A 15,668-nucleotide genomic window follows, 5' to 3' on the forward strand; every position below is an offset into this window, starting at 1 on the left:
GGGGGAGGTCGTGGCATGTGCCGTCTGTTCGGAATGAGCAGTGCCCCTGAGCGTACTTGTGCCACCTTCTGGCTGCTGGACGCACCGGACAGCCTCAGTGACCAGAGTCATCGCAATCCTGACGGGGCCGGCCTGGGTTTCTTCGACGCCGACAGGACCCCTCACATTTACAAGGCTCCCATCGCCGCGTACCAGGACCGGTGTTTCGCCGAGCAGGCCAAGCAGGTGAGATCGGCCGTTTTCGTGGCCCACCTTCGCTACGCGACCACCGGCGGAGTGGATTACCGCAATACCCAGCCGTTCGAGCAGGACGGACGGCTGTTCGCGCACAACGGAGTGATCGAGGATCTGGCCGAACTCGACGCGGAACTGGGGCCGGACCTGGCCATGGTCGAAGGAGAGACCGACTCTGAACGTTTCTTCGCGCTGATCACCCGAGAGATCAGAACGCACGGCGATGTCGCCGTCGGCATCGAACACGCCGCACGGTGGATAGCCCGGAATCTGCGGCTCTACTCACTTAACCTCATCCTCGCGAGCGCGGACGAACTCTGGGCGCTTCGCTACCCCGACACCCATCATCTGTACGTGCTTCAGCGTCCCAGCGGCGGCCAGCACGGCGCCCGGCACCTGGACCAGAGCGGCACCGCGGGCCGCATGCGCGTGCACTGCGCCGACATGGCCCGCGTTCCCGCCGTAGTGATCGCCAGCGAACCGATGGACGACAGCCCCGGCTGGCGCCTGCTGGAGCCCGGTGAACTCCTCCACGTCGGACCCGGCCCGCGTGTCACCAGCCGGATCGCCCTACCCGAGGAGCCCGCGCATCGGCTGCAGCTCACCGACCTGTCGCCCAGGACCGCCGCCGCCCAACAGGCCGCCTGATTCAGATCCCAGCGGACATCGAGCAAGCGCGGAACGCGGTGCCCTCCACCAACGTGACCGTGCCCGGAGTCGGCGCGGTCGGGCTCTCTTGAGCTCCATTCGGTCATACCGACCCAGCCGATCGGTCCCGGCCAGCGGTCCCCGTGTCCCCCTGGGGCGTACCCACCGTGCCGCCCGCCATCGGCAAAGCCTGACCTAAGTTTCCCGGCGTCCCTTTGACCTGCCCCCGGGTCAGGAGGTCCCGTGGAAGAAGAGACACGGGGGGACGTCATGAACGATCACCGACTGAGGACCCTGGCCCGAGGTCTCGGCTGGGCCAGCCTGGGGCTCGGCGCGGTCCAACTGGGCGCGCCGAACACCGTACGCCGCGTGGGAGGGGTCGACGACTCCACCGTGGCCCGCGTCATGGTGCCGCTCGTCGGCGCCAGGGAGTTGTTGCACACGGCCGCGCTGCTCGGCAGCCGCCTGCCGGAACGCTGGGTGTGGACGCGCGTGGCGGGGGACGCCGTGGACCTCACCGCGTTGGGCTGCGCGGTCTCCCGGCGCCGAGGGGCGCGGCGTCGCCGGGCGATGGCCGCCACCGCTGCGGTCGCCGCCATCACCGCCCTTGACGTGTACATCGCCGCGCGCGGAGACCGGCGCCTGTGGAGGCGGGGCCTGGCGCTGCACGCGGCGATCACGGTCAAGCGGCCTCGCGGAGAGGTGTACGGGTTCTGGCGGGACTTGGAGAACCTGCCGCGGTTCATGATCCACCTGGAGTCGGTCCGCGTGATCGACCAGCGGCGTTCGCACTGGACCGTCCGGGGGCCGGTCGGCCGGGCCATCGAGTGGGACGCCGCCATCGTCGACGACCGGCCGGAGGAGCTCATCACCTGGCGCTCCACCGACGGAGCCCTGCACAACACCGGGACGGTCCGCTTCGTCGACGCGCCGGGCGGCCGGGGCACCGAGGTGCATGTGGAGCTGCGCTGCGAGCCGCCCGGCGGGGTGGTCGGCGCCGCCTTCGCCCGCCTGATCGGCGAGCATCCCGACCAGCAGGTCCGTGATGACCTGCGGAGATTCAAGCAGGTCATGGAGACCGGCGAGGTGGTCCGCTCGGAGGGCAGCCCGGAGGGCGTACACGCGATCCGCCAGCTCCGGCAGCGTCCCGCGCAACCCATGATGTCAGGGAGGCGATCGTGAAAGGCACCTGCTGGATGGGCCGGAACAACGTCGAGGTGCGGGAGGTGCCCGACCCCCGGCCGCTCAACTCACGGGACGCGATCGTCCGGATCACCCGCACCGCGATCTGCGGATCCGACCTGCACCTGTACAACGGGTTCATCCCGACGATGAAGAAGGGCGACGTCCTCGGCCACGAGTTCATGGGCGAGGTGGTCGAGACCGGCTCGGACGTGTCGAATCTCAAGCCGGGTGACCGCGTCGTCGTGCCGTTCCCGATCGCCTGCGGAGCCTGTGACTCGTGCCAGCACGGGCTGTTCTCGGTCTGCGAGAACTCCAACCCCAACGCCGGGATGGCGGAGAAGCTGCTGGGGCACGCCCCGGCGGGCATCTTCGGCTACTCCCACATGCTGGGCGGCTTCCCGGGCGGCCAGGCGGAGTACGCCCGGGTGCCGTTCGCCGACGTCGGGCCGATCAAGATCGAGGACGATCTGCCGGACGAGAAGGTCCTGTTCCTGTCCGACATCTTCCCCACCGGGTGGATGGGAGCCGAGATGTGCGACATCACACCCGGCGACGTGATCGCCGTGTGGGGTGCCGGACCGGTCGGACAGTTCGCGATCGCGTCGGCCTTCCTCATGGGCGCCGAACGCGTCATCGCCATCGACCGCTTCCCGTACCGGCTGCGCAAGGCCGAGAGCACGGGCGCCGAGACCCTCGACTACCGCGACGTCGACGTCCTCGACGCCCTGCGGGACATGACGGGCGGCCGGGGCCCCGACGCGTGCATCGACGCGGTCGGCGTCGAGGCGCACCATCCGGCCCCGATGATGTACGGCTACGACCGGGCCAAGCAGCTGGTGCGGGCGGAGACGGACCGGCCCTTCGCGCTCCGCGAGGCCATCATGGCCTGCCGCAACGGCGGCGTGGTCTCGGTCATCGGCGTGTACGGCGGCCTGGTCGACAAGTTCCCGATGGGCTCGCTGATGAACCGCTCGATCACGCTGCGCGGCGCGCAGTGCCACGTCCAGCGGTACCTGCGGCCGCTGCTCGACCGCATCCGGGCCGGCGACATCGATCCGAGCTTCGTGATCAGCCACCGGATGCGCCTGGCCGACGCCCCGGAGGGCTACGACATCTTCAAGAACAAGCAGGACGACTGCCTGAAGGTCGTCCTCACCCCGTGACGCCGCCGGCCGCGGGATCGCACGGCCGGCTCTACCCGGCGGCGCGAAGGGCCGCTCCCCCGGACGTCGCATCTTCCGGAGGCCATGTCGGAGCGGCGAGGCAGATCAGTGATCTTTCACCCTGACACGCCGCTGCCGTCAAGCGGCTGATCGGGCAGCGCCGGATAGTCGGTGTAACCCCGCTCGTCACCGCCGTAGAACCGCTCTCGAGCCGGAGTGTTGAACGGTCCGCCGGTCGCCAGCCGGCGCGGCAGATCGGGATTGGCTAGAAACAGCGCACCGAAGGACAGCAGATCCGTCGTACCGTCCTCGACCAGAGCAAGCTCCTCAGGCCCGGTCGGCCGCGGCGCCGTGTGCGCGTTGAGGATGAACACCCCGCCGAACTCCGCACGCAGCTTCCGTGTGAGGTCTCGGTCGCCGGTCTCCACCACGTGCAGATACGCCAGGCCCAGCGTCCGCAGCGTTTCTGTGAGCGCGAGGTAGGTGGCATGGGGATCCGAATGGGACATGTCGTTGTAGGGGTTTCCCGGCGAGACCCGCATGGCGGTCCGGCTTGGCCCAATCGCGTCGGCGATCCGCCGCATGAGCTCGGCCGCGAACCGGATCCGCCTCTCGACCGAACCACCCCAACCGTCGGTACGAAGGTTGGTCGTGGGATCGAGGAACTGGTGCACGAGGTAGCCGTTGGCCCCATGGACCTCGATACCGTCGAACCCCGCCGCGACTGCGTTCCGCGCGGCGACGACGAAGTCGTTCAGGGTCTGCTCGATCGCCTCACCGGTCATCGCCTGGGGGGTGATGCAATCCTTGAGACCCTGGGGGGTGAACACCGACACCTTGGGCCTTACGGCGGACGGAGCCACCGGGCGCCGGCCGTCGATCAGCAACGGGTGACCGATGCGGCCGGTGTGCAGCAGCTGGGCGAAGATGCGCCCTCCCGCCGCGTGCACCGCGTCGGTGACCTCACGCCAGGCCGCGGTCTGTTCGTCGCTGTGCAATCCAGGTGTGCTGGGGTAACCCTGGCCGACCACCGACGGTTGCGTTCCTTCACTGATGATCAGACCGGCCGAAGCACGCTGCGCGTAATACTCCGCCATCAGCGAGGTCGGCGACTGCCCTGGGCCGTACGCCCGGCTGCGGGTCATCGGGGCCATGACGACGCGGTTCGGCAGCGTCAGATCCCCGACGGTGACTGGGTCGAAAGCAGCCAGTTGATCCATGCGCTCCAGCTGAACGGCCGCATCTCATTCAGCCGGGTGGGAGAGGTGTTGGGCGTTTCAGGCCAGACCATCGCCCGTCGATACGCACGGCTGAGGGAGTCAGGCACACTGCGCGTCATCGGTCTGACCGACCCCCGCCTCGTCGATGAGGTCGTATGGCTCACACGTGTGCGCTGCACACCGGATGCCGCGACGACGATCGCCGAGGCGCTCGCCCGTCGTCGCGACACCTCTTGGGTCCAGCTCACCTCGGGCGGCACCGACATCCTCTGCGCCGTCCGCGCCAAAGATTCAGGCGACGGGGAATCACTGCTGTTGCGCCGGCTGCCTCGGACTCCCCGGGTCCTCAACGTAACCGCGCACTGTGTGCTCCACGTCTTCCTCGGCGGCGCTCACGGCCTGCTCGAGAAGGCCGAGATCCTGGGCCCGGAGCAGGCACGGCGCCTCCGGGCGGCGTCGCCGAGCGGCCGGCGGCTCGACCTCACGGATGGCGACCACCGCCTGATGGCCGCACTGCGCGAGGACGGCCGGACTCCGCTCCACTATCTCGCGAAGGTCACACGGTGGTCGCCGAGCACCGTGCGCCGCCGGATGGCCGACCTTCAGGACGCCGGTGTGCTGTATTTCGACGTCGACTTCGACCCCACCCTGCTCGGGCTGCGTTTCCGGGCGCTGCTCTGGCTGTCGGTGCCCCCCCTCCCAGCTCCATCGTGTCGGAGAGCTGCTCGCACAACACCCCGAGGTCGCCTACACCGCGGCGACGACGGGCTCGACCAACCTCCTGGCCAGCGTGGTCTGCTCCACCGTCAGCGATCTGTACGACTACATCACCCGGCGCATCGCTGTGCTACCCGCTGTGACCCACCTTGAGTCCGCGCCGGTCGTCCGCACTGTCAAGAACGCCGTCACACTGGGAGATCGGTATCACGGCACCGGCGCGTGACATCCTCGCCCGGGAGCGCCGCGCGCGTATTCGTCGGTCCGGATACGAGTGAGCTTGTCAGGGTTGAGGACGCCGTAGATTGCGTGGATGCGCCCCTCGCGGACGTCGAAGGTGACCAGTTGCCGCTGGCGGCCGATCACCGTCCAGACCGCCGGTTCGCCGTTGGCCCGGATCAGGTGGGCCTCCTGCAGCGGGTAGCGCGACATCAGTCCGGCCACGAACGCCAGCACGTGGTCGCGCCCGACGATCGGACGCAGCGCGGCGCGGACCCTGCCTCCGCCGTCGTTGTAGGCGACCACATCCTCGGCCAGCATGTCGGTGAGAGCGGTCATGTCGCCGCCCCGTGCCGCGGCCAGGAACCGGGTGAGCAGTTCGGCATGGTCGGACGGGTGCGGGACGAACGGCTTCGCATCTCGCTCCACGTACTTGGCCGCGCGGCGGTACCACTGGCGGCAGGTCGCGACGGGATGGTCGAGGATTTCGGCGATCTCGTGATAGGGCAGTTCGAAAGCCTCCCGAAGCACGAAAACCGCGCGTTCGGGCGGCGAGAGTCGCTCCATGAGATGCAGCGTCGCGTAAGACAGCGTGTCGCGTAGCTCGACGGTCTCCAGCGGTCCGAACTCCTGCTCGTCAACCGGTTCGGGCAGCCACGGTCCGGTGTAGGCCTGACGTGTCACCCGCGCCGAGCGGAGTTGGTCGAGCGCGAGGCGGGTCACGACCGTCACCAGGAACGAGCGTGGCTCGCGAATCCGCGATCGGTCGGTGTTCATCCAGCGCAGGAATGCCTCTTGTACCACGTCCTCGGCGTCCCACATGCTGCCCAGCAACCGGTAGCCCAAGCCGAGGAGGAGCCGGCGGTGCTCTTCGAAGACGGTGTCCACCTTGTGCTCCCTGCCTTTCCTGGCGCGGCGGGTTCGCCGCCGCGCCAGGGAGCTAGAACGTTCACCCGGCCGTGCCGATTCCGCCGGCGAACCTGCCGGCGATCCAGGTGAGGATGTCAGTCATGGCGCCGTCGTCAATGCCGACGGTCTGGCCAGGGTAGGTGTCATGCTGCAGGCCGGGGTACGTGCGGTAGTCGACTTTGGATCCGGTGCGGCGAAGCGCGGTGGCCACCTCGTCGGTCATCGAGACGGGTACGACGGTGTCGGACTGCCCCTGTAGCAGCAGGATGGGGCCGGCCACGGGCTGGGTTCCGGTGCTGTTGGCCTTGAGGAAGCGGGCGAAGCGCGGCTCGGTCAGGTAGCCGGGACGGACCAGACTCGGGCCGGTCAGGTCGCTGAAGACGGCGCTGACCACGCCCAGGCAGCCGGAACGGGTTACCTCCAAGCGGCTGTTCGCCTCGGTGGTGAGCAGTCGCCCGGGATCGATCGCCGGGTCGCCGGCATGCGCGCCGGCGGTGATGAGGGCGATGAAGACGCCCAACCCCGGCACCGTGGCGGTGTGGTCGGCGAGCTGAGCCAGATTCGCGGTCGGCGAGGTCACCACGGCACCGCGATAGCCGTTCACGGGGTACCGCACCAGGCGTTCGGCGACCGCGAGCGCGGCGGCGCCGCCCTGGGAGTGTCCCCATAGCACCCAGTCGCGGGAGAGGCCCGGTACGGTACGGCGGGCCGCCGACAGTGCGTCGAGGACGTCGTTCGCGGCCGCCGTCTTGTCACCGAGGGCGTGCCCGCCGTCGGTGCCCAGCCCGGCGTAATCGGGCGCGACGACGGCATAGCCGTTGGCCAGGAAGCGAGCCAACTGGTCGCCGTGGTACAGGTCCCGCATCAGGGACGGGGCGCAGTCCTCGGCCATTCCGCTGGTGCCGTGGGCGTCGAGGACGACCGGCCGGCCTCTACGCGGTGAGGCACCGGAAGGGACCAGCACGACGGCGGACGCGGCCACGTCCCGTCCATCGGCAGTGCGCGAGTGGTAAAGCAAACGGGTGACCTTAGTCCCCGCGGGCACGGTGTAGTCGGTCGCGGACTGCTGCCGGATCGGGGTTCCGGCCGGTGCCCACCGCAGTGGGCTGGGCGCGTCGTAGAAGGCGGTACGGGGCACGGCGTCGGCGCGTTGCCGCGCCCACGCCGCCTCGCACGACTCGTCACAGACCACGTCGGCGCGCGCCGGGGCCAGGGCGGCGGTCGCCGTTACGACGGCGACCAGGGCGGCGAGTAGCGTTTTCGGCGAAGACTTCATCACGGATTGTCCCTAAGTCCGATGTTTACGCGGTTACGCGCGCCTCGGAGGCCAACTCGGCGGCGAACCCTTCGGTCACCGACGCATAGCGGGGGCGCCAGTCCAGGTGCAGCCGGGCCTGGGTGTTGGCGGCGCCGCGCAGCCGGTTCATGAACGCCACGCCCCAGCTTCCGACTGCGAGCCGGGCCAGGGGGGCGGGTGCCTTCTTCGGTGCCGGAGCACCGAGGACGGTGGCCAGCTCCGGCAGCCATTCGCGCAGCGGCGTGGGCCGGTCGTCGACGATATTCAGCACGCCGGCGACGTCCGGCTTGTCGAGCGCGGCGGCCACGGCCGCCGCCACGTCGTCGGCGTGGGTGAAGGAGAACACCGCGTTCCCTCCGCCGACCAGCGGCACCTTCCCGGCACGCACCTGCCGGACGAATGAGCCGTCGGGAGCATAGATGGAGCCGGGTCCGTAGAGATGACCCAACCGCAGCACCAGTCCGCCCGCCTGCCTGGTCAGCTGTTCGAGCTCGATTAGCGCGTCGAGGACGGGCACGAACTGCTTGGGGGTGCCGGCCCGCCACAGCGGGGCGTCCTCTGCGGCCAAGCCCTCGCCCGGCTGGTAGGCGTAGGCCAGGCCCTGGCTGATGATCCGCGCCCCGGAGGCCGCGTCGATCAAGTTCCGGGTGCTCTCGGTACGCAGCCGGTTGGTCGTCGCGAAGTCGCGCGCCAAGTGCTTGGGGCTGATCTCGGCCGGAATCGCCGTGAGCATGTTCACCACCACGTCGGGCGCCGCCTGCCGTACCGCCCGGCGCAGGCCGTCCCTGTCCAGGGCGTCCGCGACTACTGTCCGGGCCCCTGCCGCCTGCAGCGCGGTCGTGTCGGATCCCGGCCGGGCCAGGCCCAGCACCTCATGTCCCACGGCGGTCAGCAGCGGAACCATCCGGTTACCGATCACCCCAGTGGCTCCCGCGAGTAGAACTCGCATGAATCACTCCTTGATCCCTCCCGGCTAACCACGCCGGGCTCCGTCAGATACGAGAGCCAGACGAGCCAGTCCGTCTCCGCGTGACAACCAGAAGAGTGATCCACACCACAACTACCTGCAGGGATTGCCGGCCTGCCGACCGGGCGCGTTCGCGGTCCCAGGTGCGGATGGCGGGGGTGCGCCGTCAGGGCGTGCGGTTCGGATGGACTTGAGCCCGGCCAGGGAGTGGTCACCGCCTTTACGGGCGCGGATCACGCCGGCACGTACGAGGCCGACGCCCACCCGGAGTACGTCCGGTGGGGAACAGCGACGATGGGCCGGCCCGAACGCCCCACCGTGGTGACTGCCGGTTCGTCTGGCGATATCGCCGAAATGCCCTAAAAGACCCTACGCCTCTGCGACCACACTCAACCTCGGCTCCCACTTTCCTTCGGTGCCGCATCCGCGCTGGGAACAGTCTGTTGGCTCGCGGTTCGCGGCCAGGCGTGGAGGGCCGCCTCGGCGATGTGCCGCAGGTCGGTCGTGGTGGCGCCGTCGCGAGCTTGGGCGGACATGCCTTGGAGGACGGCCGCGTAGAACGTCGCGAGAGCGTGGGTGTCGGTGCGGGTGGGGAGGTCGCCCGCGCGGATGGCGGCGGCGACCTTGTCTTCCAGCGCGCGTACTCCGGCGGCGCGCAGATCCCGCAGATGGGCGGCGATGTCGGCGGATTGCGGGGAGCAGTTGGTCGCGGCGCTGATCAGCATGCAGCCGCGTGGACGGTCGGGCCTGGTGTAGGCGGTAGCGGCCTCGCGCAACAGGCGTTGGACGGCGTCGCGGGCGCCGAGTTCTTCGGCCAAGGCACGCTCGGTGAACGCGGCGTAGGTGTGCATGTAGCGATCGAGCGCCTCGACGAACAGTGCCCGTTTGTCGCCGAACGCGGCATAGAGGCTGGCCGCACCGATGCCGAGCGCCTTGGTGAGCAGGGAGATGGAGGTGGCGTCGTAGCCGTGTTCCCAGAACACGGTGATGGCGTCTTCGAGTGCTTTGTCGCGGTCGAAGGACCGAGGCCGTCCCGTTCTCATACAGCGCATTCTATAGCGATCGTTCTCAAAGGCTGATAGCTTCTTCTGCAGCGATCGTTACAGAAGTGAGGAGTGCCTGATGGTCACCGTAGGACTGTTCATCCGCGTCGAGGCCAAGCCGGACAAGGTCGAGGAGGTCGAGGAGAGGTTCAAGTCGGTGGTGGAGATCGTGCGCAAGGAGGGCAAGGCCGTCGTCTGGTTCGCACTGCGACTGGGTCCGACGACGTTCGCGATCTACGACGCGTTCGCCAACGACGCCGACCGCCAGGCCCACCTGGACGCCAACCTCCCGGCGCTGCAGGCGGCCGGTGTTGGCCTGTTCACCGAACCGCCCACCGTCGAGCACATCGACGTGGTCGCCAGCTTGGTCCCCGGCGAGTGACCTCCCTCAATCAAAGATGACCACCCGCCGCACGCCGCGCCCCACGACAGCGTGCGGCAGGCATCAGCAAAACACCGCATGACCAACCCATTCAAAGAAGGCGTCATGAAGACAGCGCGCGTCAACGACATCGACATCCGGTACGAGCTGACGGGCGAGGGTGAGCCGCTGCTGCTAATCCACGGCTCCAACATCGCGACCGGGCTCCGACCCCTGGCAACCGCCTTGAGCCGACGCGCACCCTCGCTGAGCCTGGTGCGGTACCACCGGCGCGGGGTGGGCGGCAGCACTGGCCGGGATTGGCCGATCAGCACTGAGCAGCAGGCCTCCGATGCCCTCGGCCTGCTGGACGCGCTCGACCTGCCGTCCGCGCACATCCTGGGGTACTCCTACGGAGCGACGGTCGCCATCGAGGCCGCGCTCGCGGCACCCGACCGCACGCGAAGCCTGATCCTCGTGGAACCGATCCTCAGTGAGGCGCCCAGTTCCCAGGCGTTCTTCAGCGGTATGGACCCGGTGATGAGCCTTTACGCCGCCGGCGACATGGCGGGCGCCGCCACCGCGACCTTCGCCGCGCTCGGCGGCGAGAACTGGCCGGAACTCGTCGCGACCGCCGCCCCAGACGCATTCGACATGGCCGTCCGGGACACCGAGATGTTCTACCGGGCGGAGTGGCCTGAGTTGACCGCCTGGACGTTCAGCCCGACGCGCGCCGCCGCAGTGAGCGCTCCCGTGCTCTCGGTCCTCGGGACGCGCAGTGGGCCGTTCTTCAGCGAGGGCCGGCAACTCATCCATCAGCGATTCCAGCGCTGCACGGACGCCGACATTCCCGGCACCAACCACCTTCTGTACCTCCAGGCACCCGAGGTGATCGCCGCTGAAATCACCCATTTCCTCATACAACACTCGGCGTCGCAGCAAACGTCCTGACCCCTTGCGAGGGACGGGCAGGCGGCCGGACGGCTCTTCCGCCGCGTCGAGACCTTGTTCCAGGCGGTGACAGACGAAGGCCGGCGCCGCAGCGAGATCTCAGCGGACCGCGATTTCCGACAACGGGTGCCGTACCCGCATTCCTGACCTACAGGAACAGAACTGTAAGCGGCATGAAAACGACGGAAAGGGCGTCAGAGATGGACATCCAGCATCCCCAGAACACCGAAGCGAAGGTGACCAAGGGACTCATGGTCCGAGTCGAAGCCAAGCCCGGGCGGGAGACAGAGGTTGAGGCACTCCTCAAGGCCGGTCTCACCGCGGTCCTTGAGGAACCCGACACCATTGCCTGGCTGGCGATCCGTCTTGGCCCGACCAGCTTCGCAGTGGTCGACGCATTCCCGGACGAAGCCGGCCGACAGTTCCATCTCGAGGCCGGGAAGATTCGGGTTACCGACGACGCGGCCATGGACTTGTTCGCCGCGCCGCCGTCCTTCACCTACACCGACGTCGTGGCGGCCAAACTTCCCACCTATGGTTGATACCTCCATCGATACGCTTTACCAGCCCCCGGGACGCGCCCTTGGCCGCATCACCGTCTCGCGAGGTAGAGGAACCGCCCGCCACCGACCGGGAGATAGGTCATGTCGCCGGCGTAACGCTGATTTGGCGTCGGGGCGGTGAACTCCCGCTTGATCAGGTCCGGCACCGTCTGGTGTGAGGGGGCGGGCACCGTGGTGCGGACCTTGCGGCGCAGATGCACCCCGACGATTCCGAAGATCCGCATCACCCGCTCGACGCGCTCATGGTTCACCTGCTGGCCCGCATCGCGCAGTTCGGCCGTGATCCGCCCCCGGATCCGACACATACAACGCCACGGACTGGAGACATGCCCAGGCCCGCCGGTTCCATAGCCGCTTTCCGGGGTGTCGCCCTGCCGCTCATCGTCGTGCCGGGCGCGGACTGGGCGTTCACCATCAGTGCGGGACTGCGGCCGGTCCGTGGTCCCCGCTGTGGGCGGGCTCGTACTCGGTTACGCGGGCATGACCGTCATCGTCGCGGTCGGTGTCGGTGCCTTGGTCGCGGAGAACCCCAAGGCGCTTACCGCGCTGACCGTCCTTGGCGGCGGCTACCTGATGTGGCACGGCGCGCGGACACTCGCCTCACCTTCCGCGCCGGTCACCACGACCACCGCAGCCGAGGGGCGGCTCGGTGGCGCATCGACTCGCCTAAACCCGGACCTGCGAGGGAACACGGTCCACGGCTGGGCCCTGCACCTATGCACCCAGGCCGAGTGACGGCCCCAAGTCACCACGCCGGCCTGGGCGTAGCGGTCGCAGCCGGCGGTGAGCCGCGAATCCGCCTTTGTTCCGGACCGGCCGACGCATCCCTCCTGGGATCGATGTCGCGACATCGAAGCTTGAATCTGCCTGACCTGAGCCGACCGTAAGCGGTTTACCGGAGGCCATATAGTATGAATCTCATAGCTTATGAGTCGGATACGATCCTCAGGAGGCTGTCTTCATGATCTTGGTAACCGGGGCGACCGGCACTGTCGGACGCCCGCTGATCGACCTGCTCGTCAGCGAAGGCGCCGTGGTGCGTGCCGTTTCCCGCGATCCGCACGCCGCCGGCCTTCCCGCCAACATCGAGGTGGTGAGGGGCGACCCGTCACGCCCCGAGACGATCGTCCCGTTCTTGGAGGGCGTCACCTCGATCTTCCTTCACCCCCGCGCCGTCGGTGAGGCCGCCGGTGAGCTTCTCGCACTCGGCAGGGAGCGAGGCGTGGCCCGCGTCGTGGCGCTCTCAGCGATCAACGTCGACGACGACCTGGCCGAGCAACCGTCGCGCTTCCAGGGAGATAGGAACAAGGAAGCTGAGGACGCCGCCGTCGGGAGCGGCCTGCAATGGGTGAGCCTCCGGGCCGCCTCCTTTGCCATCAACACTCTTCGTACGTGGGCGCCTCAGGTCCGTGTCGGCGACGTCGTTCGCGGCCCGTATGCACGCTTCGCCGAACCGCTGATTCACGAACTGGATCTAGCGGAGGTCGCCGCCCGCGCGCTGCTCGGCGCCGACCTGACCGGCCAAAAGCTGTCGCTCACCGGCCCGCAGTCCCTCTCCCACGAGGCACTGGTGGCCGTTATCGGCGAGGTGCTCGGCAGGCCCCTGAAGTACGTCGAGATTCCTCCGGTGGCGGTCCGGCAGGGCATGGTCCAGCGTGGGATCCCTGAACCGTTCGTCGATGCCCTGATGGCCAGGTACGCGCGGGGAACCGGGCCGGCCGAGGCCGTCACCGGCGAGGTGGAAAGGATCCTTGGCCGGCCCGCGCGCACTTATGCCGAGTGGGTCGCCGACCACGCCGCGGCCTTCCAGAGTCGATGACGTCCATGGAATCGCAACACATGATGGATACGGACGTCCGCGCCGGCGCTCCGACAGAGGATCCGTCGGCCATGAAGGTGCTGCGCACGCCGGAGTCTCGGTTCGAGGCCTTGCCGGAGTACCCATTCGCGCCCCACTACGTCGAGATTGACGCCGGCGATGGTGCTGGCACTCGGCTGCGGGTGCACTACCTTGACGAACGGCCGGACGATCCGGCGAAGACGTCAGGAGAGACAGTTCTGCTCCTGCACGGCGAACCGTCGTGGAGCTACCTTTACCGGCACGTCATCCCGCCACTTGTCGCCGCCGGGCACCGCTGCGTAGCCCCAGACCTCATCGGCTTCGGCAAATCCGACAAGCCTGCCGATCGTTTCACCTACACCTATCAGCGCCACGTCGAATGGCTGGCTGAGACCGTGTTCGATCGCGTTGATCTCCGCGATATCACCATGGTGTGCCAAGACTGGGGTGGCCTGCTGGGGCTGCGTCTGCTGGCGGCGCACCGACAGGGGCACCGTCACCGAGCTTGACCCCGCGGTGTTGGCGGCGTACAACGCTCCGTTCCCCGACGAGTCGTACTTGCAGGGCGCCCGCCAGTTCCCTTTGCTCGTCCCCATTGCTCCGTTCGACGAGGCGGCACCGGCGAACCGGCGGGCGTGGGCCGTGCTGGAAACGTTGCAGACACCGTTCCTGTGCGCGTTCAGCGACCGAGATTACGGAGCCGGTGACGGCGAACGGATCCTACGGCAGCGTATTCCAGGCGCCGCAGGACGACCGCACACCACCATTACCGGCGCGGGCCACTTCGTACAGGAGGACCGAGGTCCCATGCTCGCCACCGTCATCGACGAATTCATCCACTCGACGAAATAGCAAACATTCCGACGAGAGTCTCGCGGCGGCCTGAGCCGCCGGCCGCCGCGAGAGCACACACGACACATGCAGGGAATATTTGCGGGGTTCCTTGTCGGGGTCCTTGTCCTCGAATCGTCCCTGCGCCACTATGACCGCTTCGTCTACACCCAGGTTCGGCAGGTTGAACTTGACCGTCTAGACACTCTCGCCTCCGTAACCCTCATCCCCGCTGTGATCACCACAGCGGTCCTGGTCGCCGCCGCGATCAAGATGCGAGGGCGTTTCTTGTGGCTGACCCTGGCGGCACTCATCCTCCTCCTGAGTGTCTTCGTCACGACAATCATCTTCAACCTGCCAATCAACAGCGACCAGACCGGCTGGAGCGTAAAAGCGCCTCCCGCGGATTGGGCGAGCGTTCGTGACCGCTGGCAGATCGCACATGCCGTACGGACATGCGCGGCCGTTCTCGCATTCGCTTTCCTCAGCACGACGGCGATAAGTAGACCGCCCACCAACTCACGGGCACCCCATGCAACGAATGCCTAAGCCAGTCCGTCCCGTTCCCTCCGGCACCGCTCAACGCGGCACCACCGGGAACCTCCTACGCTGGGCCAAGCGCCACAACACACCCGCCTGGACTTCCCCGCCACCTCAAAACCGAGACTAGGGTTCATATCCCGTGCGAATTATCTCCCTCAACGCCTGGGGCGGCGCGGTGTTCGACGACCTCACCCGCTGGCTCGCCACCTGCGACACCGACATCCTGTGCCTCCAAGAAGTGACCCACACCCCGACGGCCAACGGCTGGACACGCTTCGAGGACGCCGAGCGGTCACTGCCACAGCGGGCAGATCTCCTATCCGACATCCGCTCCCTGCTCCCAAGCCACCAGGCGCTCTTCACCGCCAACGACGCCGGCCCGGTCCACGATCAGACCGGTGGCCTGCACCAGCAGGAGTTCGGTCTGATGGCCCTCACCGCTCCCGGCCTTCCCCTCGTCGGCATACGATCGACCTTCATACACGGCGCCTACGTCGAGTACCAGAGCCACTGGCCGGCCGGTGATCGCCCCCGCGCGGCTCAGGCCCTACGTGTCTTCGACCGCCAAGCACAGCGGTTTGTCACCGTCACCCACCTGCACGGCCTGCGGGATCCGAACGGGAAGACCGACAGCCCAGCGCGGCGAGCACAGGCCGACCGACTCGCAGACCTCATCACCAGCGTCAGCCAAGAAGGCGACCTGATCGTGGTCTGCGGCGACTTCAACCTACTGCCCAACAGCGAGACGTTCCAGATCCTCGCCAAGCTCGGACTGGTCGACCTTGTCCAGGATGCCGACACCAGAACCTCGCGCTACCCCAAGCCACTACGACACGCGAGCTACATGCTGGTATCCGAACCCAGTGCCGTTCAGCGGTTCGAAATCATCGCTCGACCTGAGGTGTCCGACCACCGCGCCCTGATGCTCGATCTCTAGGGACTGTAAGACACACGTCCGGCTCTGTCGCTCTTTCGGT

The 15,668-nt window shown here is 68.0% G+C and carries 18 protein-coding genes and 2 pseudogenes; 14 read left to right on the forward strand and 6 right to left on the reverse strand.

Annotated features, from left to right (window positions below; genetic code table 11):
* Positions 1-15: 15 nt before the first annotated feature.
* From QSK37_RS10730 to QSK37_RS10740, 3 genes are all read left to right on the forward strand, one after another.
* Entirely contained in the window at positions 16-882 is an 867-nt protein-coding gene (locus tag QSK37_RS10730) for a class II glutamine amidotransferase (RefSeq protein WP_285619461.1), read from the forward strand.
* A 270-nt stretch (positions 883-1,152) separates the two neighbouring features.
* The gene (locus QSK37_RS10735; protein ID WP_285619463.1) at positions 1,153-2,064 is read left to right on the forward strand and encodes an SRPBCC family protein; all 912 of its coding nucleotides are present in this window, start codon (positions 1,153-1,155) and stop codon (positions 2,062-2,064) included.
* Complete coding sequence (locus QSK37_RS10740; RefSeq protein WP_285619464.1) at positions 2,061-3,230, forward strand: zinc-dependent alcohol dehydrogenase; 1,170 nt, start codon at positions 2,061-2,063, stop codon at positions 3,228-3,230. The genes QSK37_RS10735 and QSK37_RS10740 overlap by 4 nt, the downstream gene beginning before the upstream one ends.
* Positions 3,231-3,346: 116 nt before the next feature.
* On the opposite strand, the gene QSK37_RS10745 is transcribed toward QSK37_RS10740, so the two are convergent.
* A complete protein-coding gene (locus QSK37_RS10745) occupies positions 3,347-4,450 on the reverse strand; it encodes an alkene reductase (RefSeq protein WP_285619466.1) in 1,104 nt (367 codons plus the stop codon).
* A 36-nt stretch (positions 4,451-4,486) separates the two neighbouring features.
* Here QSK37_RS10745 and QSK37_RS10750 point away from each other — a divergent pair.
* A pseudogene (locus tag QSK37_RS10750) lies at positions 4,487-5,059 on the forward strand (Lrp/AsnC family transcriptional regulator); the annotation flags it as partial.
* Between the two features lie 4 nt (positions 5,060-5,063).
* Entirely contained in the window at positions 5,064-5,393 is a 330-nt protein-coding gene (locus tag QSK37_RS51685; RefSeq protein WP_432705561.1) for an Lrp/AsnC family transcriptional regulator, read from the forward strand.
* Here the strand turns inward: QSK37_RS51685 and sigJ are convergent.
* From sigJ to QSK37_RS10770, 4 genes are all read right to left on the reverse strand, one after another.
* Entirely contained in the window at positions 5,375-6,274 is a 900-nt protein-coding gene (sigJ, locus tag QSK37_RS10755; protein WP_285619471.1) for an RNA polymerase sigma factor SigJ, read from the reverse strand. The genes QSK37_RS51685 and sigJ overlap by 19 nt on opposite strands.
* 61 nt (positions 6,275-6,335) lie before the next feature.
* Positions 6,336-7,571, reverse strand: a complete 1,236-nt coding sequence (locus QSK37_RS10760) for an alpha/beta hydrolase family protein (RefSeq protein WP_285619473.1) — start codon at positions 7,569-7,571, stop codon at positions 6,336-6,338.
* 25 nt (positions 7,572-7,596) lie between these two features.
* The gene (locus QSK37_RS10765) at positions 7,597-8,541 is read right to left on the reverse strand and encodes an NAD-dependent epimerase/dehydratase family protein (protein ID WP_285619476.1); all 945 of its coding nucleotides are present in this window, start codon (positions 8,539-8,541) and stop codon (positions 7,597-7,599) included.
* A gap of 407 nt (positions 8,542-8,948) precedes the next feature.
* Positions 8,949-9,602, reverse strand: coding sequence for a TetR/AcrR family transcriptional regulator (locus QSK37_RS10770; RefSeq protein WP_285619477.1), 654 nt, complete (start codon positions 9,600-9,602; stop codon positions 8,949-8,951).
* Positions 9,603-9,681: 79 nt separating this feature from the next.
* Here QSK37_RS10770 and QSK37_RS10775 point away from each other — a divergent pair, with 79 nt between their 5' ends.
* From QSK37_RS10775 to QSK37_RS10785, 3 genes are all read left to right on the forward strand, one after another.
* Positions 9,682-9,984, forward strand: coding sequence for a putative quinol monooxygenase (locus QSK37_RS10775; RefSeq protein ID WP_285619478.1), 303 nt, complete (start codon positions 9,682-9,684; stop codon positions 9,982-9,984).
* A gap of 78 nt (positions 9,985-10,062) precedes the next feature.
* Positions 10,063-10,914, forward strand: coding sequence for an alpha/beta hydrolase (locus QSK37_RS10780; RefSeq protein ID WP_285619479.1), 852 nt, complete (start codon positions 10,063-10,065; stop codon positions 10,912-10,914).
* Positions 10,915-11,114: 200 nt separating this feature from the next.
* Positions 11,115-11,456 (forward strand): putative quinol monooxygenase, encoded by a 342-nt coding sequence (locus tag QSK37_RS10785; protein WP_285619480.1) that lies wholly within the window; start codon positions 11,115-11,117, stop codon positions 11,454-11,456.
* 59 nt (positions 11,457-11,515) lie between these two features.
* On the opposite strand, the pseudogene QSK37_RS10790 reads toward QSK37_RS10785, so the two are convergent.
* Positions 11,516-11,764 (reverse strand): annotated as a pseudogene (locus QSK37_RS10790) (IS3 family transposase); the annotation flags it as partial.
* Positions 11,765-11,915: 151 nt separating this feature from the next.
* Between QSK37_RS10790 and QSK37_RS10795 the strand changes: the two are divergent.
* From QSK37_RS10795 to QSK37_RS10815, 6 genes are all read left to right on the forward strand, one after another.
* A complete protein-coding gene (locus QSK37_RS10795; protein ID WP_285619481.1) occupies positions 11,916-12,212 on the forward strand; it encodes a hypothetical protein in 297 nt (98 codons plus the stop codon).
* Between the two features lie 226 nt (positions 12,213-12,438).
* A complete protein-coding gene (locus QSK37_RS10800) occupies positions 12,439-13,296 on the forward strand; it encodes an NAD(P)H-binding protein (RefSeq protein ID WP_285619482.1) in 858 nt (285 codons plus the stop codon).
* A 5-nt stretch (positions 13,297-13,301) separates the two neighbouring features.
* A complete protein-coding gene (locus QSK37_RS10805) occupies positions 13,302-13,826 on the forward strand; it encodes an alpha/beta fold hydrolase (RefSeq protein ID WP_285619483.1) in 525 nt (174 codons plus the stop codon).
* 10 nt (positions 13,827-13,836) lie between these two features.
* Positions 13,837-14,169: an alpha/beta hydrolase family protein gene (locus QSK37_RS10810; RefSeq protein WP_285619485.1), complete on the forward strand. Its 333-nt coding sequence runs from the start codon at positions 13,837-13,839 to the stop codon at positions 14,167-14,169.
* 66 nt (positions 14,170-14,235) lie between these two features.
* Positions 14,236-14,697, forward strand: coding sequence for an anthrone oxygenase family protein (locus QSK37_RS51690; RefSeq protein WP_432705553.1), 462 nt, complete (start codon positions 14,236-14,238; stop codon positions 14,695-14,697).
* Between the two features lie 133 nt (positions 14,698-14,830).
* Positions 14,831-15,628 (forward strand): endonuclease/exonuclease/phosphatase family protein, encoded by a 798-nt coding sequence (locus QSK37_RS10815; RefSeq protein ID WP_285619486.1) that lies wholly within the window; start codon positions 14,831-14,833, stop codon positions 15,626-15,628.
* The last annotated feature ends 40 nt before the right edge of the window (positions 15,629-15,668 follow it).

Source organism: Actinoallomurus iriomotensis, assembly GCF_030269445.1.
GTDB lineage: Bacteria > Actinomycetota > Actinomycetes > Streptosporangiales > Streptosporangiaceae > Actinoallomurus > Actinoallomurus iriomotensis.